This is a genomic window from Amycolatopsis balhimycina FH 1894 (genome assembly GCF_000384295.1).
In the GTDB taxonomy this organism is placed as follows: Bacteria; Actinomycetota; Actinomycetes; order Mycobacteriales; family Pseudonocardiaceae; genus Amycolatopsis; species Amycolatopsis balhimycina.
In genome coordinates this window covers 4,145,175-4,162,537 of record NZ_KB913037.1, presented here as the reverse complement: position 1 = coordinate 4,162,537, position 17,363 = coordinate 4,145,175, and the positions used below count along the sequence as shown (strand labels likewise).

General features: G+C 71.9%; 20 protein-coding genes. 15 read left to right on the top strand and 5 right to left on the bottom strand.

Features of this window, described 5'->3' with window-relative positions; all coding sequences use genetic code 11:
• The first annotated feature begins 1 nt into the window (after nt 1).
• The 3 genes from A3CE_RS0118245 (at nt 2) to A3CE_RS0118235 (ending at nt 1,879) form a co-directional block, all read left to right on the top strand.
• Nucleotides 2-679, top strand: coding sequence for a GNAT family N-acetyltransferase (locus tag A3CE_RS0118245; protein WP_020641545.1), 678 nt, complete (start codon nt 2-4; stop codon nt 677-679).
• Nucleotides 680-800: 121 nt separating this feature from the next.
• Entirely contained in the window at nt 801-1,460 is a 660-nt protein-coding gene (locus tag A3CE_RS0118240; RefSeq protein WP_026468616.1) for a cytochrome P450 family protein, read from the top strand.
• A 59-nt stretch (nt 1,461-1,519) separates the two neighbouring features.
• Nucleotides 1,520-1,879: a PLDc N-terminal domain-containing protein gene (locus A3CE_RS0118235; protein WP_020641543.1), complete on the top strand. Its 360-nt coding sequence runs from the start codon at nt 1,520-1,522 to the stop codon at nt 1,877-1,879.
• Between the two features lie 89 nt (nt 1,880-1,968).
• On the opposite strand, the gene A3CE_RS0118230 is transcribed toward A3CE_RS0118235, so the two are convergent.
• On the bottom strand, nt 1,969-2,433 hold the full coding sequence (locus A3CE_RS0118230; protein ID WP_020641542.1) for a MarR family winged helix-turn-helix transcriptional regulator: 465 nt from the start codon (nt 2,431-2,433) through the stop codon (nt 1,969-1,971).
• A gap of 97 nt (nt 2,434-2,530) precedes the next feature.
• On the opposite strand from A3CE_RS0118230, the gene A3CE_RS0118225 reads away from it, so the two are divergent.
• Entirely contained in the window at nt 2,531-2,953 is a 423-nt protein-coding gene (locus A3CE_RS0118225) for a nitroreductase family deazaflavin-dependent oxidoreductase (protein WP_043790926.1), read from the top strand.
• A gap of 5 nt (nt 2,954-2,958) precedes the next feature.
• Here the strand turns inward: A3CE_RS0118225 and A3CE_RS0118220 are convergent, their stop codons facing one another.
• Together A3CE_RS0118220 and A3CE_RS0118215 are read right to left on the bottom strand one after the other, a co-directional pair.
• A complete protein-coding gene (locus A3CE_RS0118220) occupies nt 2,959-4,128 on the bottom strand; it encodes an acyltransferase family protein (RefSeq protein ID WP_020641540.1) in 1,170 nt (389 codons plus the stop codon).
• A gap of 91 nt (nt 4,129-4,219) precedes the next feature.
• Nucleotides 4,220-5,524: an FAD-binding oxidoreductase gene (locus tag A3CE_RS0118215; protein WP_020641539.1), complete on the bottom strand. Its 1,305-nt coding sequence runs from the start codon at nt 5,522-5,524 to the stop codon at nt 4,220-4,222.
• A gap of 90 nt (nt 5,525-5,614) precedes the next feature.
• On the opposite strand from A3CE_RS0118215, the gene A3CE_RS0118210 reads away from it, so the two are divergent.
• Genes A3CE_RS0118210 through ligD form a run of 3 tightly spaced genes read left to right on the top strand, consistent with a single transcriptional unit; the run spans nt 5,615 to nt 8,323 of the window.
• Nucleotides 5,615-6,499 carry a LysR family transcriptional regulator gene (locus A3CE_RS0118210; protein ID WP_020641538.1) on the top strand — a complete coding sequence of 295 codons (885 nt, stop codon included), beginning with the start codon at nt 5,615-5,617 and terminating at the stop codon, nt 6,497-6,499.
• 31 nt (nt 6,500-6,530) lie between these two features.
• The gene (locus A3CE_RS0118205) at nt 6,531-7,328 is read left to right on the top strand and encodes an oxygenase MpaB family protein (protein WP_020641537.1); all 798 of its coding nucleotides are present in this window, start codon (nt 6,531-6,533) and stop codon (nt 7,326-7,328) included.
• Nucleotides 7,329-7,366: 38 nt separating this feature from the next.
• Complete coding sequence (gene ligD / locus A3CE_RS0118200; RefSeq protein WP_020641536.1) at nt 7,367-8,323, top strand: non-homologous end-joining DNA ligase; 957 nt, start codon at nt 7,367-7,369, stop codon at nt 8,321-8,323.
• 7 nt (nt 8,324-8,330) lie between these two features.
• Here the strand turns inward: ligD and A3CE_RS0118195 are convergent, their stop codons facing one another.
• Nucleotides 8,331-9,089, bottom strand: coding sequence for a CDP-alcohol phosphatidyltransferase family protein (locus A3CE_RS0118195; RefSeq protein WP_020641535.1), 759 nt, complete (start codon nt 9,087-9,089; stop codon nt 8,331-8,333).
• A gap of 66 nt (nt 9,090-9,155) precedes the next feature.
• On the opposite strand from A3CE_RS0118195, the gene A3CE_RS0118190 reads away from it, so the two are divergent.
• Genes A3CE_RS0118190 through ribA form a run of 6 tightly spaced genes read left to right on the top strand, consistent with a single transcriptional unit; the run spans nt 9,156 to nt 14,105 of the window.
• Nucleotides 9,156-10,118 carry a zinc-dependent alcohol dehydrogenase gene (locus tag A3CE_RS0118190; RefSeq protein ID WP_020641534.1) on the top strand — a complete coding sequence of 321 codons (963 nt, stop codon included), beginning with the start codon at nt 9,156-9,158 and terminating at the stop codon, nt 10,116-10,118.
• A gap of 31 nt (nt 10,119-10,149) precedes the next feature.
• Complete coding sequence (locus A3CE_RS0118185) at nt 10,150-10,548, top strand: 6-pyruvoyl trahydropterin synthase family protein (protein WP_020641533.1); 399 nt, start codon at nt 10,150-10,152, stop codon at nt 10,546-10,548.
• Nucleotides 10,545-11,612, top strand: a complete 1,068-nt coding sequence (locus tag A3CE_RS0118180; protein WP_020641532.1) for a glycosyltransferase family 4 protein — start codon at nt 10,545-10,547, stop codon at nt 11,610-11,612. Before A3CE_RS0118185 ends, A3CE_RS0118180 begins: the two co-directional genes overlap by 4 nt.
• The gene (locus A3CE_RS0118175; RefSeq protein ID WP_020641531.1) at nt 11,609-12,439 is read left to right on the top strand and encodes a class I SAM-dependent methyltransferase; all 831 of its coding nucleotides are present in this window, start codon (nt 11,609-11,611) and stop codon (nt 12,437-12,439) included. Before A3CE_RS0118180 ends, A3CE_RS0118175 begins: the two co-directional genes overlap by 4 nt.
• Entirely contained in the window at nt 12,436-13,455 is a 1,020-nt protein-coding gene (locus tag A3CE_RS0118170) for a lysylphosphatidylglycerol synthase transmembrane domain-containing protein (protein WP_020641530.1), read from the top strand. Before A3CE_RS0118175 ends, A3CE_RS0118170 begins: the two co-directional genes overlap by 4 nt.
• The gene (gene ribA, locus A3CE_RS0118165; protein ID WP_020641529.1) at nt 13,452-14,105 is read left to right on the top strand and encodes a GTP cyclohydrolase II; all 654 of its coding nucleotides are present in this window, start codon (nt 13,452-13,454) and stop codon (nt 14,103-14,105) included. The genes A3CE_RS0118170 and ribA overlap by 4 nt, the downstream gene beginning before the upstream one ends.
• A gap of 77 nt (nt 14,106-14,182) precedes the next feature.
• Here the strand turns inward: ribA and A3CE_RS0118160 are convergent, their stop codons facing one another.
• Nucleotides 14,183-14,875, bottom strand: a complete 693-nt coding sequence (locus tag A3CE_RS0118160) for a creatininase family protein (protein WP_020641528.1) — start codon at nt 14,873-14,875, stop codon at nt 14,183-14,185.
• 28 nt (nt 14,876-14,903) lie between these two features.
• Between A3CE_RS0118160 and A3CE_RS0118155 the strand changes: the two genes are divergently transcribed.
• Entirely contained in the window at nt 14,904-15,704 is an 801-nt protein-coding gene (locus tag A3CE_RS0118155) for an inositol monophosphatase family protein (RefSeq protein WP_020641527.1), read from the top strand.
• A gap of 152 nt (nt 15,705-15,856) precedes the next feature.
• Entirely contained in the window at nt 15,857-17,338 is a 1,482-nt protein-coding gene (locus A3CE_RS0118150) for a serine/threonine-protein kinase (protein ID WP_020641526.1), read from the top strand.
• Nucleotides 17,339-17,363 lie beyond the last annotated feature (25 nt).

Here is a 17,363-nt window from a genome sequence, read left to right as displayed (position 1 = left end):
GATGCTGCCAGCCACCAAGGGGATCTTCGACCGGCTCACCCGCCGGGGCCGCCTGATGACCAAGCGGACCTGCGACCGGCAGGGCCACGTCGTGCGCAGTGGCCGCTTCCTCTTCCGCACCCCGACCGCGTGGGAGTACGCCGCCGCGGTCGCCTGCGGCAGTGATCCCGCCGCGCAGCGCTGGCTCGGCTGGCAGCGCGACTCGATCGTGGCCGAGCCGGCGCGGGCGGACGCGCTGCGTGTCGTGCCCGGGACCGGCCCGGACTGGGTGTCGCCCGATCCGCAGTCGCTCGACCTGGTGATGATCGACGTCGAGGCCAACCGCTGCGTCGGCCTGGTGAGCGTGCACACCGGCGAGGACGGCGGCCCGGAGACCGGCGGCTACCTCGCCCCGGACTACCGCGGCCGCGGCCACGGGCGGGTGCTCTTCGCGGCCGGCCTGACGCTGGCGCACGACCACCTCGGCCAGCCGCGGGTGCGCGCCGGCGCGGAGGTGGGCAACGTCGCGAGCGCGCGGTCGCTGCAGGCCGCGGGACTCGTCCGCGTCGCCGGCCCGCCGACGTACCGGCTGCCCGACGGCCGCGTCACCGGGGCGTGGTGGTTCCAGCACGACGTCCCGCGGCCGACGCGCTGCGCCGGGCCGCCGGCGACGTGGTTTCCGCCTTCGCCGATCCTCTGAAGGTTCGGTCCTCGCCGACGTTTTCCGCGGCTACTTTCGGCGCATGACTTCGCTTTCCGCTCCGGTTCCGCCCGTGCCTTCCGACGTTCCCGCGGGGAGCATCGCCTGGTTGCGGGCGACGGTGGCTCGTTTCAGCAACGGCTCCGACCACGTCCGGCGTCGTGCGCTCGCGGTGGATTCGCTGGCTCAGGTCGACGTGGATGCGTTGCGGGAAAAGGCCTTCGCGCGTACGTGCCGAATCATGGCAGGGCTCGACGTCGTCGACGTGATGGCCGAAATCGCGCGGCCGGTGCCGGTCGGGGTGCTCGCGGAGGCGCTGGGCCTGCCGGACGTCTCGGCGGACGTGACTCCGGTCGCGGCCGCCTACCACCCGCACGTCACGCCCGGCGCCGATGCCGAAGCCGCGCTGGGACGGCTGGTCGCGCAGTGCGGCGGACCGACCGAACTCGCCGCGGCGCGGATCGGCCTGCTCGTCCAGGCCTGCGACGCCACGGCGGGGCTCATCGGCAACGGGCTTTCCGCGTCGCTGACCGGAAAACCCGCCGAGCAGCCGGTGCTGCGCACGCGCCGCCGGATCGGCGGCGAAGACGTCACGGTCTCGCTGGCGGGGACGCCGTTCGGTGCCGGACTCCGCGAATGCCCGGGGTCGCGGCACGCGCTCGCCCTCGCGACCGGCGTTCTCGAGGCGTTGCGCGGGTTTCGCCTGACAGAAACGGAAACGACCTGGGTGTCTTCGCCGAATCTCCGGATGCCCGCGGTGCTGCGGGTGACCCGCGGCTGAACCACGAAGGGGTTCTGCTAAGACTTACCGCGTTCATCGTCTTGGGGGAAGGTCGGAAATTGCTGTACTTCGATGGTCTGCTCGGTTTCGTCACGCTCGGGCTGTGGATCTTCTGCCTGGTCGACGTGATCACGACGGACGAGTCGTCCTGCCGCAACATGCCGAAGGGGCTGTGGCTGCTGGTCGTGCTGGTGCTGCCGCTGATCGGCTCGATCGTCTGGCTGGTCGCGGGCCGTCCGCAGCAGGCGATGCGGGCGCGCGGGCCGTACGAGCGCAACGCGCCGGCGTTCCCGGAGTACGACCGCCCGGGCCGCTTCGCGGCGACGAGCCCGGACGACGACGAGGAGTTCCTCCGCAAGTGCCGTGAACGCGCGGAGGCTCAGCGCAAGCTGGCTCGCGAAAAGCGCGGCGACGAATAACGCCGCCTCGGCCGGGCATCACGCGTGATTGAAGGGGCATCACGTGTGATCAGAGGGGCATCACGTGTGATTGAGGGGACGACACAGCGCTAGCAGGCGGGGCCTTCGCAGGTTCCGCGTTCGTACGCCTCGAGGGTGGTGATCACCAGCCGGCGCTCGGCCGGGGTCAGCGGCGTCAGGGCGTCGCTCCACGCCTTCGCGCCGCGGGCCAGCCAGGCGTCGACCGCCGGGCGCTTGTCCTCCGCGATGCTGACGATCGTGCGTCGGCGGTCGGCCGGGTCCTCGTCGCGGTTCAGGAGGCCCTGGCGGCTGAGGTCGCCGATCATCAGGCTCGCCGTCGTCGGCGCGACCTGCAGGCGGGTGGCCAGCTCGGTGACCGTCATCGGGCCGTCGAACAGCAGGTACGAGAGCAGCGAGAGGTGCCGCGGCGCCAGCGCGCAGCCGTTCAGCTCCTCGGGCACCGGCGTACGCTTCGCGCGGCCGACCAGGCGCGGCATGAGCAGCAGGAGCTGTCGCACGCCGTCCTCGACACTCGGTCCGGCTTCCGTTGACACCGCTCACCTCCCGTCGGTAGTTTTGTTTGCAAAGCAAACTCTTCGCCCGAGCGTACTCGCGTGCGGTCGAGCGTACCGGCCAGAAACAGGGGATCCCATGACCGCACCAGCCGACATGAACGAGTTCAACAAGCAGATCGTCGAAGAGTTCCGCGCCAACGACGGCAAGGTCGGCGGCATGTTCGAGGGCAAGAACGTGCTGCTTCTCACGACCATCGGGGCGAAGAGCGGCCAGGAGCGCCTGTCGCCGCTGGCCTACACCCGCGACGGCGACCGGTACGTCATCGCCGCGTCCATGGGCGGCGCGCCGAAGAACCCGGCCTGGTACCACAACCTCGTCGCGAACCCGAAGGTCACCGTCGAGGTCGGCAGCGAGAAGTTCGAGGCCACGGCCACCGTGATCGCCGACCGCGCCGAGCGCGACCGCCTCTACGCGGGCATGATCGCCCACGCCGAGGGCTTCGCCGACTACGAGAAGAAGACCACGCGGGTCATTCCGATCGTCGTCCTCGAGCGCTAGAAACGCTAGGAAACGGGAGCGGGCCGGGGCTCGGCTTCGACGCGCGGTCCGGCGGGCTGCCGGGCCGCGTCCCGCTCCGCACGCCGCGTCTCCTTGCGGGCGATGAGCCGCTTGCCGACGTCGATCAGCGGCTTCTCCACCCAGCGGTGGATCAGGTCCGCGATGGCCAGCGCGACCAGGAACACCACCACCGCGCTGGTCGTGTGGTTCCGCCCCAGCCCGGGCACCGCCAGGATGACGACGAAGTGCACCGGCCCCTGCAGCAGGTAGAGCGAGTACGACCGCTCACCCACGAACCGCATCGGCGCCGTCCCGAGCAGCCAGCGCAGCGGGCCCGGGCTCACCAGCACGACCAGCAGCAGCATCGTCGCGAACGCATACGCCACGAGCAGCCAGAGGTTCATGCGCGTGGCGTGCCACAGGCTGTCGAGGTTCGTGTGGAACACGAGGAACCCGCCCACGATCGGGATCGCGGCCAGCGGGTGCGTCAGCGGCTTGAGCAGCGCGTAGCCCCGGCGGTAGTGCATGAGGATCGCCAGCAGGCAGCCGGCCGCCAGGATGAAGTAGTGCACGGTCGAGCGGTAGATCGGCACGTTCGCGCCGTTCAGCAGCCAGCCGCCGGTGGTCACCGGCACCAGCGCCAGCAGCACGACCATCGCCACGCCGACCAGCAGGAACTTGCGCTTCGCCGCGCCGATCCCGATCGCGACCAGCAGGAACGGCCAGACCAGGTAGAACTTCTCCTCGATGCCCAGCGTCCACGAGCCGCTGAAGAAGTTGTCCGTGCCGTTGGTGAACGACGGCAGGAACTCGTTGAGGAACGTCAGGTAGAACCGCAGCGCGTTGGGGAAGTCGCGGTCGTGGAACTCGCCGCGCAGCAGCACGAACGCGACGATCCCGCCGAGGATGACCAGGTACGGCGGCAGGATCCGGAAGACCCGCCGGATGTAGAAGTTCGACAGCGAGATCCGGCCGGCGCGGTCCTGCTCGCGCAGCAGCAGCGTGGTGATCAGGAACCCGGACAGCACGAAGAAGATGTAGACGCCGACCCAGCCCGACAGCCACGTCCAGTTCGGACCGCCGAAGTGGAAGAAGATGACCATCGTCGCGGCGAGCGCGCGCAGGCCGTCGAGGCCGGGGAACCGTCTCTGGCCGAGGTAGTCCTCGTGGCTCATCGTGCGCAAGGCGGTTCCCCCATCGGTGTGATCGTCGGACGGGAGTATATGACCTGCCTTTACCCGGCCATTTCCCTGCCTGGACTCGGCTTCACCCCGCCAGGTGGGGCGCCGGAAAGACGTTCCCCGCGTCGAGGCGGCGCTTGATCTCCTGAAGCCTCCGAAGATCCGTAGCCGAAAAAACGCTCTCCGCGACCTCCGCCGGCGCGTGTTCGCCGTACACGAACGGCAGCAACCGGCCGGTCGTCCACGGCGCCAGCGCGTCGAACAGCTTCGCGTGCGCACGCCGGACGGCGGCGACGCCGTCGTCGCCGACCATCGACAGGGCGCGGACGACGTACTCGGCCGAGCTGTCCCAGCCCACCCCCGGCGTCTCCGGCTTCCGGGCGAGCGCGCCGCCCAGCCGGTCGACGATCAGGACCGGCGGCGTGGCCGCTCCCGGGCCTGCGTGCTCGAGGACCGCGTCGAGCATGGCGTCGTTCAGCTGGGAGACGGTCACGTTGGTGCCGTGGTAGCCGTGCGGCTGCCGCGGCTCGGCCGCGATCGACCCGGACTCGGTGAACGGCATCGGCCTGAGCGTGTCGGCCAGCGTGGGCGCGGCGGCCCGCAGCGGCGCGACGAGCTCGTCGCCGTCCTCGCCGAGGTAGGCGATCCGGACCTGCGCGATGTGCCGGCCACGCAGGGGTTCGGGCACCATCGGCAGGTCGGGGTACTGGATCATGGCCAGCGACGTCGTCAGCGTGTCCGGCGCCGCCGCCGACCAGGTGCGCCAGGCCCGCAGCGCCGCCGGCACGTCGGCGGTGTCGAAGGTGAGGCTGCCGCCGTAGAGCCCGGCCACCGGGAAGAGGCCGAACTCGATCGCCGTGACGACGCCGAAGCCGTCACGGCCGCCGCACAGCGCCCAGAACAGGTCCGAGCCGGGTTCGACGCGCCGGAGCTCGCCGTCGGCGGTCACGACGTCGAGCGCGCGGACGTGGTCGGCGGCGCGGCCGTACCGGCGGGCCATCAGCCCGAAGCCGCCGCTGAGGGTGTAGCCGACGACACCGACGTCCGGCGACGAGCCGCTGAGTGGCGCCAGGCCGTGCTTCCCGGCGGCTTCGAGCACCGCCTCCCAGCGGGCGCCGGCTTCGACCCTGGCGGTTTTCGCGTCGGCGTCGATTTCCACGCAGGTCATCCTGCGGGTGCTGACCAAGAGGCCGTCGGTGCCCGCGGTCAAGCCGTGTCCGGTGGCCTGGACCGCGACGGACAGCCGGTGCGCGGTCGCGTACCGCACGGCGGCGACGACGTCCTCGGCGCTTTCGGCGGCGACGACGACCGCGGGCGAGCTGGGCACCGCCGTCTGGAATCCGGCGACTTCTTCGGCGTACCCGTCCTGACCTGGGCGGAGGATGTTCATCTCGGCTCCTTTCGTTCGCTGTTCCCAGCTTCGGGCAGAGTCGATCAGAAGTCCAAGATCTGGTTTATCTACTGACTAGAATCAATGCTTATGGAACTGCACCAGCTCGCGTACTTCGTCGCCGTCGCCGAAGAAGGCAACTTCACGCGCGCGGCGGAACGGCTGCACGTGGCCCAGCCCGGGGTGAGCGCGCAGGTCAAACGCCTCGAGCGCGAGCTGGGGCAGGAGCTGCTGGACCGCTCGGGCCGGACGGTCCGGCTCACCGACGTCGGCGCCGCCGCCCTGCCGCACGCCCGGGCCGCGCTCGAGGCGGTGCGGGGCGTGCGCGAAGCCGTCGAGGAGCTGGCAGGGCTCGTCCGCGGCCAGGTCGCGATCGGCGCCGTGACGTCGGCCGGCCCGGTCGGGCTGCCGGACCTCCTCGCCGGCTTCCACGGGCGGTACCCGGCCGTGGAGATCACGCTGTCGGAAGCCAACTCCGACGTGATGCTCGCGGCCCTGCGCGAAGGGCGCCTGGACCTCGCGGTCGTGGGCCTCGCGACCGGCCCGCCGCCGGGGATCGCGACGCAGGTGCTGCTCGACGAGCCGTTCCTGGCCGTCACGGCGCCCACCGGTCCGCTGGCCGGCCGGACGGCCGTCGGCCTCCCCGAACTGAGTGAGGTTCCGCTGATGGCCCTGCCGAAGGGGACGGGCCTGCGTACGGCGCTGGACGCCGCCTTCGCGCGGGAGGGACTGACGCCGCGGATCGCGTTCGAGGCGGCCGACCCGAACGTCCTGGTGCAACTCGCGATGCGCGGGCTCGGCGTCGCGGTGGTGCCGGCGTCGCTGGCCCGGTACCACGAGGCGGACCTGCGGATCGTCGACATCGCCGGGGCCGGGCTGCGCGGCGTGCTGGCGCTGGCGTGGCGGACGGAGGGGCCGCTCAGCCCGGCCGCGCGCGCCCTGATCGCGTTCGCCCGGGCGGCTTACCCCTCTTGACGGGTCGTCAACAACGTCGTTTTCTTGATTGATGACCGAGAACGCCCTTCGTGACGCCGTCATCGGCGCCGGGCTGCTGGCCGGGAGCGCGAACGTGATCATGCAGCTCTCCCGCGCGCCGGTCGGGTACGGCGTCCTGGAGAGCCGGGTCGACAGCGGCAACCTCTTCCGCCACCCGGTGAAGCGGACCCGCACCACGCTGACCTACCTCGCGGTCGCGACGATGGGGACCGACGCCGAGCGCGCGGCCTACCGGCAGGGCGTCAACCGGGCGCACGCGCAGGTGCACTCGACGGCGTCGAGCCCGGTCGCCTACAACGCCTTCGACACCGATCTCCAGCTGTGGGTCGCGGCCTGTCTCTACAAGGGCTTCGAGGACGCCTACCTCGCCTTCGTCGGCGGTGATCCGGAGCGGTTCTACCGCGATGCCGTGAAACTCGGCACGACCCTGCAGGTCCAGCCGGAGATGTGGCCGGCCGACCGCGAAGCCTTCGAGAAGTACTGGGCCGCGGGGCTCGACGAGGTCGCCATCGACGACACCGTCCGCCGCTACCTCACCCGGATCGTCGACCTGGAGTTCCTGCCGCCGGTCCTCGCCGTGCCAGGGCGGCGGTTCCACCGGTTCGTCACCACCGGCTTCCTCCCGCAGCGCTTCCGCGACGAAATGCGGCTGCCGTGGACCGCCGCCGACCAGCGCCGGTTCGACGCGCTCCTCGCCGCGCTCGGCCGGGTCGTCCGCGTCCTGCCGGGGCCGGTGCGGCGGTTCCCGTTCAACTTCTTCCTCGCCGATCTGCGGTGGCGGCTGCGCACCGGACGTCCGCTTGTTTGACAGTTGACCGCTTCGCGCGGGAACGCGAAGGTGAGCCGATGAGCGACGAGGTACGGCACGGCGTCAAGCTGAGCAGTCTCGACCAGGAGGTCTTCCCCGGGGCGACGGTCACCAAGCGCGAGCTGCTCGACTACCTCGAAGCGGTGGCCGACCGGATGCTGCCGGAGCTGCGCGACCGGCCGCTGACCGTGCTGCGGGTCCTGCGCGGGCAGGGGCCGTTCATGCAGAAGAACCTGCCGAAGTACACCCCGGAGTGGGTCGAGCGGTACACGAGCTGGGCGGAGACGTCCAAACGGGACGTTTCGTACGCGCTGTGCAACGACCTGCGCACGCTGGTGTGGTTCGGCAACCAGCGCGCGATCGAGTACCACACCGCCCTCTTCCGCGGCGACCCCGCGAGCGGCCCGACGCACCTGGTCATGGACCTCGACCCGCCCGAGGACGGCTCGTTTTCGCTGGCCGTCGGCGCCGCGAAGCTGGTGCGCGAAGCGTTGCACAACGACGGCCTCGACGGTGCCGTGAAGACCAGCGGGTCCAAGGGCGTCCACATCTTCGTGCCGCTGGCGCCCGGGCAAGCGGTCGAGGACATCGCCGCGGCCACCCGCGCGGTCGCCGTCCGCGCGGAGCGGCTCGACCCGGCGCTCGGCACGACCGAGTTCGTCCGGGACCGCCGTGAGGGCAAGGTCTTCCTCGATTCGACCCGGGCCGGCGGGGCGACGGTGGTGTCCGTCTACAGCCCGCGTCACCGGCCGGGGGCACCGGTCTCGTTCCCGGTCCGCTGGGCCGACCTCGACGGCGTCAAGCCGGGCGACTTCACGATCCACACGGCCCCCGGCCTGCTCAGCGGCGGTGACCCGTGGACCGGGGAGATGCCGGAGCCGTTCGTCCTGCCGGCCGACCTGGTCGAGGAGGGCCACACGATCCCGATCGCCCGGGTGGCCGCGATGCACGAGGGCAAACGCCGGGCCCGCGCGGCCCGCGAGCCCGGCTCTTGACGGCGGGTCAGGCCGCCTGGTTGTGGCCGTAGCCGAGCGGGCGCCGCAGGGTCGCCCGGGTGAGGTGCACGATCCGCCCGGGAGCCTCCGCCGAGACGCGCTGCCGGGCCAGCCAGACGACGTCGCGGCCGAACGACCACACCAGCGCCGTCAAAGCCGCCGCCACCAGGGCGAACGTCACCGCGAGCGGCAGCAGGCCGGACACCGCGACCACCAGCACGACACCCTGCACCGCGGCCACCGTCTTCCGGGCCATGCTCGGGTACAGCGACGCGGTCAGCCAGGGCATGGCCCACGAAGCGGCGACGAAGACGTACCGCATCAGGCCGATCCCCAGCACCCACGGCCCGAGCGCGTGGGACACCTGGACGCACAGCAGGAGGATCAGGAACGCGTCGACCTCCATGTCGAACCGCGCGCCGAACTCCGACGCCGTGCCGGTGCGGCGCGCCACCTGGCCGTCGAGGCCGTCCAGCAGCAGTGCCACGCCGACCAGCCCCACCAGCCACCAGAGAGAAAAGTCACCCTTGGCGATCAGTTCTGCGGCGCACCCGACGAGCGTCGCGCGGGCGAACGTGATCCAGTCCGCCGGCCCGAAGGCGCCGCGGCCGCTGCGGCGCAGCCCCCACTCGGTGAGCAACACCAGCGCGAGGCCGTAAACGACTCCGGTCGCCCAGGCGAGTGGGGTGAAACCGCCCGCGACGACCCCCGCGGCGAGCACCGGCGCCGGCACCACCGCGCGCAGGAGAAGGTCCTGTTTGATCATCGTCGACTCCGCGAATTGCTCATAGGGTGGCGACACCAGCCTCCGGTTGCCGCTGAGGAGAAACACGTGGAACAGGCTTTCTGGGTTCAAAGTCCCGGCACGGGACAGCTGCGGGAGGAGGTGCTGCCCGAGCCGGGGCCCGACGACGTGCTCGTCCGCACGCTGTACTCCGGTGTCAGCCGCGGCACCGAAACCCTCGTCTTCCGCGGCGGCGTCCCGGCGAGTCAGCACGACGTCATGCGCGCGCCCTTCCAGGAAGGTGAGTTCGCCGGCCCGGTGAAGTACGGCTACCTCAACGTCGGCGTCGTCGAGCGGGGGCCCGCGCACCTGGCGGGCAAGACCGTCTTCTGCCTTTACCCGCACCAGACCGCGTACGTCGTTCCGGCAGCCGCGGTGACGCCGGTGCCGGACGCGGTCCCGGCCGGCCGGGCGATCCTCGCCGGCACGGTCGAGACCGCCGTGAACGCCGTGTGGGACGCGCGGCCGCGGCTCGGCGACCGGATCGCGGTCATCGGCGCCGGGATGGTCGGCTGCAGCGTCGCGAAGCTCCTCAGTGGCTTCCCGGCGACCCGGGTGCAGCTGATCGACGTCGACGAGTCCAAAGCGGAGATCGCCGACGCCCTCGGGGTCGGCTTCTCGACCCCCGGCGAAGCGCTCGGCGACTGCGACCTCGTCGTGCACGCGAGCGCCAGCGAGGCCGGGCTCGCCCGCGCGCTGGAGCTGCTCGCGCCGGCGGGGGAGGTCCTGGAGCTGTCCTGGTACGGCGATCGCCGGGTGAGCGTCCCCCTCGGCGAGAACTTCCATTCGCGGCGCCTGGTGATCCGCAGCAGCCAGGTCGGGACGGTCGCGCGGCCGGACCGCAGCTACGCCCAGCGCCTCGGCGTCGCCCTGGATCTGCTGGCCGATCCGGCGTTCGAAGCGCTGGTCAGCGCGGAATGCATGTTTGAGGATCTTCCTTCCGTGCTACCCCAGCTGGTCGCGAATGAACTTTCCGCCCTGTGCCTCCGTGTCATGTATCAGCCGCAATGACCACGTCCACCCGAACGCATCGGAGGTCTTGGTGTTCAGCATCACCGTCCGTGACCACGTAATGGTCGCCCACAGCTTTCGCGGGGAAGTCTTCGGACCCGCGCAACGCCTGCACGGCGCGACCTTCGTGGTGGATGCGACCTTCCGCCGGGCCGAGCTCGACGAGGACAACATCGTCGTGGACATCGGCAAGGCCACGGAAGAGCTGAGGGCGGTGCTGAGCGACCTGAACTACCGCAACCTCGACGACGAGCCGGAGTTCAAGGGCATCAACACGTCCACGGAGTTCCTCGCGAAGGTCATCGCCGACCGCCTCGCCGACGCCGTCCACGCCGGACGCCTCGGCGACGGCGCGCGCGGCCTCGACGGCATCACCGTCTCGCTGCACGAGTCGCACGTCGCGTGGGCGAGTTACGAGCGTGCCCTGTGAACACTCTCTACGTCGTCCTTCCCGGGGACATCGACGACACGTCCGTCCCCAGCGGCGGCAACACCTACGACCGGCGGATGTGCGACCGGCTCGTCGAGGCCGGCCTCGACGTGCGCGAGATCGCCGTCTCCGGCAGCTGGCCGCGCCCGGACACCGAGGCCCGGGCGGTCCTCGGCCACCTCCTCTCCGCGCTGCCCACCGGCTCGGCGGTGCTGCTCGACGGCCTGGTCGCCTGTGGCGTGCCCGAGGTCGTCGTCCCGCAGGCCCGCCGGCTGTCGCTGTCGGTCCTGGTGCACCTGCCGCTGGCCGACGAGACCGGCCTGCCGCCCGCGCTCGCCGCCGAGCTCGACGCGCTGGAGCGCGAGACGCTGCGGGCCGCGAGCTCGGTCGTCGCGACCAGCGAGTGGGCCGCGCGCCGCCTGATCAGCCACCACGGCCTGGCCCCGCACCGCGTGCACGCGGTCACGCCGGGCGTCGACCACGCGCCCCTGGCCATCGGCACCGACGGCATGTCCCGGCTGGTCTGCGTCGCCAACGTGACCCCGCGCAAGGGGCAGGGCGTGCTCGCCCAGGCCCTCGAAACCGTCGCCGACCTGCGCTGGACCTGCGAGTGCGTCGGCGGGATCAAGCGCGAGACGAAGTACGTCGAGCGGCTGCGGGAGCACCGGCTCGGCGACCGCTTCACCCTCACCGGCCCCCGCACCGGCGCGGCGCTCGACGCGACCTACCACACTGCCGACCTGCTGGTGCTGCCCTCCCGCGCCGAGACGTACTGCATGGTCGTCACCGAAGCCCTCGCCCGCGGTGTGCCGGTGCTGACCACCGATGTCGACGCGCTGCCCGACACGCTCGGCGTCGCGCCGGACGGCTCGGTGCCCGGCATGCTCGTGCCGGGCGACGACGTCGAAGCGCTCGGCGCCGCCCTGCGCCGCTGGCTCACCGAGCCGGCGCTGCGGACACGGCTGCGCGCGTCGGCGAGGCTGCGCCGCGAGACCCTGACCGGCTGGGACGACACCGCCCGCCGGATCGCGGACATTCTGCAGCGGCAGGAGGCGGCGGCATGACCGCGTTCGCACCGGACTGGCTCTACCTGCGTGAACCCGCGGACGCCGCGGCCCGCGCCACCGAGCTCCTCGACCCGCTCCGGGAGTACCTCCCGGAGAACGAAGAGGTCGTCATCCGGGACCTCGGCTGCGGCACCGGCTCGCTCGGCCGCTGGCTGGCCGCCCGCCTGCCCGGCGCGCAGCGCTGGATCCTGCACGACCACGACACCGAACTGCTCACGCACGCCCGGGCGAGCATCCCGGAGTCCGCGCTCGACGGCAGCCTGGTCGACGCCGTCGCCGAGCAGCGCGACGTCACCGCGCTGCGGGCCGCGGATCTCGCCGGGACGTCGCTGGTCACCGCGTCCGCCCTGCTCGACCTGCTGACCAGGGACGAGGTCACGGCGCTGGCCACGGCGATCGTCGAAGCGGGCTGCGCGGCGCTGCTGATGCTTTCGGTCACCGGCAAGGTCGAGCTGTCACCCGGCGACCCGCTCGACCCGGCCCTCGCCGCCGCGTTCAACGCCCACCAGCGGCGGGTCACCGGGGGCAGGCGGCTGCTCGGCCCGAACGCGGTGGACGTCGCCGCGACGGCGTTCGGCAGGCTCGGCGCCACGGTCGTCCGCGCGGAAAGCGCCTGGCGGCTCGGCCCGGACCAGGCCGAACTGCAGCGGCAGTGGCTCGAAGGCTGGGTCGGCGCCGCCGTCGAGCAGCTGCCCCAGCTGCGCCCGGTCGCCGACGTCTACCTGCAGCGGCGGCTCGAGATGGCCGCGGCCGGCGAGCTGCACGCGGTGATCCACCACGGCGACCTGCTGGTCCTGCCGCCGAGCATGGAGGCGGCGGCGTGAAGCGCGCCCTCGCCTGGCTGCGGATCGCGGGCGCGCTCGGCATCCTCGCCGTGCTCGTCTGGCAGCTCGGCAGCGCCGCCTTCCTCGACGGGCTCGGCCGGATCAGCGCCGTCGGCGTGCTCGCCGCGCTCGGCATCGGCCTGGCGACGACGCTGTTGAGCGCGGGCCGCTGGCAGATCGTCGCCACCCGGCTCGGCCTGCGGCTTTCGCTGCGCACCGCCGTCGCCGACTACTACCGCGCGCTGTTCCTCAACGGCGTGCTGCCCGCGGGCGTCCTCGGCGACGTCCACCGCGCGGTGCAGCACGGCCGCGACAGCGGTGACGTGCCGCGCGGCGTGCGGGCCGTCGTCCTGGAACGCACCGCGGGCCAGGTCGTGCTGATCGCGTCCGCGGTCACCGTCGTGCTCGCGTCGCCGGGTGTCGTGCCCGGCGCGTTCCGCGAGGTCGTGGTGGGGGCCGGCGTGGTCGTCGTGCTGGCCGCCGTCGCCGGCCTGGTCGTCGGCCGCCTGCTCGGCGGGCGCTGGATCCACAGCCCGTCGAAGTGGCGCCGCGGCTTCGCCGTCACGCTCGCCGACGTCCGGCTCGGCCTGCTGACCCGCGAGACGTGGCCCAGCGTGGGCTTCCTGTCCGTCGCGACGCTGGCCGGGCACCTGGCGCTGTTCGTCGTCGCCGCCCGCGTCGCCGGGGTCGGCGCGCCGGTCTGGCAGCTCGTGCCCCTGATGGTCCTCGCGCTGCTCGCGATGGGTCTCCCGCTCAACGTCGGCGGCTTCGGCCCCCGAGAGGGCGTCTGCGCCCTGCTCTTCGGTGCGGCCGGTCTGGGAGCCGCCCAAGGTGTCACCGTTGCCGTGGTCTACGGCGTGCTCACGCTGGTCGCGAGCCTGCCCGGCGCCGGTGTCCTGCTCGTCCGGAGCGTCGCCGGGTTCCGCGAGACCCGCGCTCCGCACACCGGTGTCGTGCCCGCTCCGCGCACGGCGGCCGACACCGGGATCGAATCGGAAGTGGGGTTGAAGTCATGACCGCAAGTGACGTCATCGGGGATCTGCCGCGCCGGGCGGTGGTCGAGCGGGTCGTCGAAACCCGGCTACCGACCCGGCACGGGACGTTCCGCGCGGTCGGCTACCTCGACCGCACCGGCACCGAGCAGGTCGCGCTGGTCTACGGCGATGTCGCCCCGCTGGGCGCGCTGGTCCGGGTGCACAGCGAGTGCCTGACCGGCGACGTCTTCGGCTCGACGCACTGCGAGTGCGGCGACCAGCTGGCGGCGGCGCTGGACCGGATCGTCGAGGAAGGCTCGGGCGTGGTGGTCTACGTCCAGGGCCACGAAGGCCGGGGGATCGGCCTGCTCGCAAAGCTCGAGGCGATGCGGCTGCAGCAGGACGAGGGCCTCGACACGGTCGACGCGAACGTGGCGCAGGGCCTCCCGGTCGACGCCCGCGACTACCACGCGGCGGCGGGCATCCTGACCGACCTCGGCATCCGCTCGGTGCGGCTGCTGTCGAACAACCCGCAGAAGGTCGAACAGCTCACGCGCTACGGAATCCGGATCAGCGAGCAGGTTCCGTTGCTGGTTCCGCCGAATCCGGAGAACCTGCGCTACCTCCGGACGAAGGCCGAGCGGATGGCCCACCTGCTCCCGCACCTGGACCAGGCCTTCGCCGGCTCGTGACCTGGCTCAAAGGCCGTGAATGGCACATTGAGGGACTCTAAGTCCCTCAATGTGCCATTCACGGCCTTTCCGGCGTGTCAAAAGACTTCGAGGACCCCGGCGAAGCGCTGGACCAGCGTGTCCAGCACGACGTGCCCCTTGGCCGCGCTCGCCAGCGAAGGACGGCCGACCACCCCCGACTCCGTGTACGCCCGCAGGCCCAGCGTCAGCAGGTGCTCCCGGTCGGTGACGTGGTCGGCCGTTTCGTGGCCCGGCCGGACCAGGTGCGGGTGGGCGTGCAGCAGGATCGACGTCTCCAGTTCGCCCGCGTGCATGTCGTCGTCCAGCGACGTCCGCAGGCCGGCCGCGGTGTGCGCCGCCTGCCAGTCGGCGACGCCCGGGAACAGCGCCATCGCGCCCGCCGCCTCCTGGACCACATTGGACAGTACGTAGTTGCCGCCGTGCGCGTTGACCAGCACGAGCCGGTCCACGCCGGACGCTTTCAGCGACGCGGCGACGTCGGTGACCACCGCGTGCAGCGTGCGCGCCGAGATGCTGACCGTGCCCGCCCACGCGGCGTGCTCGTGTGAGCACGAGATCGTGATCGGCGGCAGGTGGAGGACGGGGTACGCGTCGGCCACCGCGCGGGCGAGGGTCGCCGCGATGACCGTGTCGGTCGCCAGCGGGAGGTGCGCGCCGTGCTGTTCGAAGCTGCCGATCGGCAGTACCGCCACCGACGCCCGCCGCTCCTGCTCGTCGGCGGTGGTGGCGAGCGGGAACAGATCGGTCATGCGCGCGGCCCTTCACTAGGTTGGTGGCATGACCGAGCATGCCGCACTACTGGACGTCGCGCGCGAAGCCGTGGCGAAGGCGACGGAGATCGTCAGGTCGCGCCCGAGTTTTTCGGTTTCCGCGAAAGGCGATCGCGACCTGGTGACCGACGTCGACACGGCGGTCGAGGACGCGCTGCGGGAGTTCCTCGCCGCCGAGACGCCGGAGATCGGCATCCTCGGCGAGGAGCGCGGCCGCAGCGGGGAGACCGGCGGCCGCTGGTGGGCCCTCGACCCGATCGACGGAACGGCGAACTTCGCCCGCGGAATTCCGCTCTGCGGGATTTCCCTGGCCCTGGTGGACGGTGAGCACAGCACGGTCGCCGCGATCACGCTGCCGTACCTCGGGGTCACCTACACCGCGGCGCGCGGCGAAGGTGCCTTCGCGAACGGAAAGCGAGTCGGCGCGTCTGTTGCGACCGAGATGTCCGACGCCATGATCGCCGTCGGCGACTTCGCGATCGGGGAGCTCGCCGAGGAGAAGAACCACGCCCGGCTGACGCTGCTGTCCGACCTCGGCGCGCGGGCGCAGAAGATCCGGATGCTCGGCACCGCGGCGATCGACCTCGCCTGGGTCGCGGACGGAAAGCTCGACGCCGCACTGATCCTGTCCAACAACCCTTGGGACACCATGGCCGGCGTGCTGCTCGTGCGCGAGGCCGGCGGCGCCGTCGTGGACCGTGACGGCAGCGAGCACACGGTGGGTTCCGCCGCGACGATCGCCGTCGGCGCCGGGCTGCGCAAGGAGATCGTGGACGCACTTGATCGCGCGTACGGGGTTGTTCGTTAGGATTCCTGGGTACACCGTAAGCCGCGCCACAGCGCGAGTTTGCATCGTCGGGATTGCGCTGTCCGCGCAAGGTTTTCGGCTACGTTGGTACCGGTCGGCCGCCCAGGCTGGCATGCTGACCGGATCTCGTCGGCCACTTCGGAGAATGGTGGATGCTCGTGGAAAGTCGCCGGATCCGCGATCGGTACCGGCTGCTCGAGCCGATCGGCGGCGGCGCGATGGGCACGGTGTGGCGGGCCCAGGACGAAAAGCTCGACCGCACCGTGGCGATCAAGGAACTCCTGCTGCCGCACGACCACGACGAGCAACGCACCGAAGAGGCGAAGAACCGCGCGATGCGCGAGGCGCGGATCGCCGCCCGGCTGCAGCATTCCCACGCGATCACCGTGTTCGCCGTCCTCGAGGAGGAGGACCGGCCGTGGCTGGTGATGGAGTACCTGCCGTCGAAGAGCCTGGCGGCCACGCTCTTCGACGGGCCGGCCACGGTGGACGACGCCATCCGCGTCGGCGTGCAGATCAGCTCGGCGCTGGCCGGCGCGCACCGGGTCGGGGTCGTGCACCGCGACGTGAAGCCGGCCAACATCCTCGTCGCCGAGGACGGCACGGCGAAGATCACCGACTTCGGCATCTCCCGCGCGATCGGTGACGTCAAGCTGACGGCCACCGGCGAGATCGCCGGCACGCCCGCGTACCTCGCCCCCGAGGTGGCCCGCGGCGAAGACGCCGACTTCGCCGCCGACGTCTTCTCCCTCGGCGCCACGCTGTACGCCGCCGTCGAGGGGCAGGCGCCCTACGGCACGGCCGACAACCCGATCGCCTTGCTCTACAAGGCGTCCAGCGGCGAGACCATTCCGCCGGAGAAGGCGGGCCGGCTGACGCCGCTGCTGGTGCGGATGCTCGACGGCGAGCCGGCCGAGCGTCCCTCGATGGACGAGGTCGAGCGGGAGCTGCGGGCACTGCTGCCCGACGCGGAGCCCGGTGAGTCGGTGCTCGCCGCGACGCTCCCGGAGACCGAGCCGGCGCCGGTGCCGTCCGCGCCGGCCGCGGTCACCGTGCCCGCGGGCGAGGTCACCGCGGTGTCGCCGGGCGCGCGCAAGGGCCTGATCGCCGTCGGAGCGGGCGCGGCGCTGCTGTGCGTCGCGGTCGTCGTGGCGATCCTGCTGGTCGTGCGGCAGAAGCCGCCGCAGGACACCGCCGCTCCGCCGGTCCAGTCGGCGCCGTCCACCTCGGCGTCGGAGACTCCGCCGGCAGCGCCGTCGACACCGCCGTCCACCACGCCGTCGTCGGCGACCTCGGCTCCGCCCACTTCGCCGACGATTTCGACCGTGGCTTCGTCGAAGACGGCGGCCGAAGCCCTCGGCGCCTACTACTCGCTGCTCCCGGGCAACATCAACCAGGCGTGGAACCTGCTGACGGATCGCTTCAAGGCGTCCAAGCACCAGACCATCGAGACCTATCAGAACTTCTGGGGCACGTACAGCAAGGTCAGCGCCTCGATCGTCTCGGAAAACGGCCCCGGCCGGGTCACCGCCAAGGTGACCTACGTGTCGAAGAGCGGGGGCACCAAGACCGACACGAACACCTTCACGTTGGTCCAGGACGGCGGCGTCTGGAAGATTGACGCGCAGGGCTGAACCTTCCCGGGCCGGGGTGCGTGTG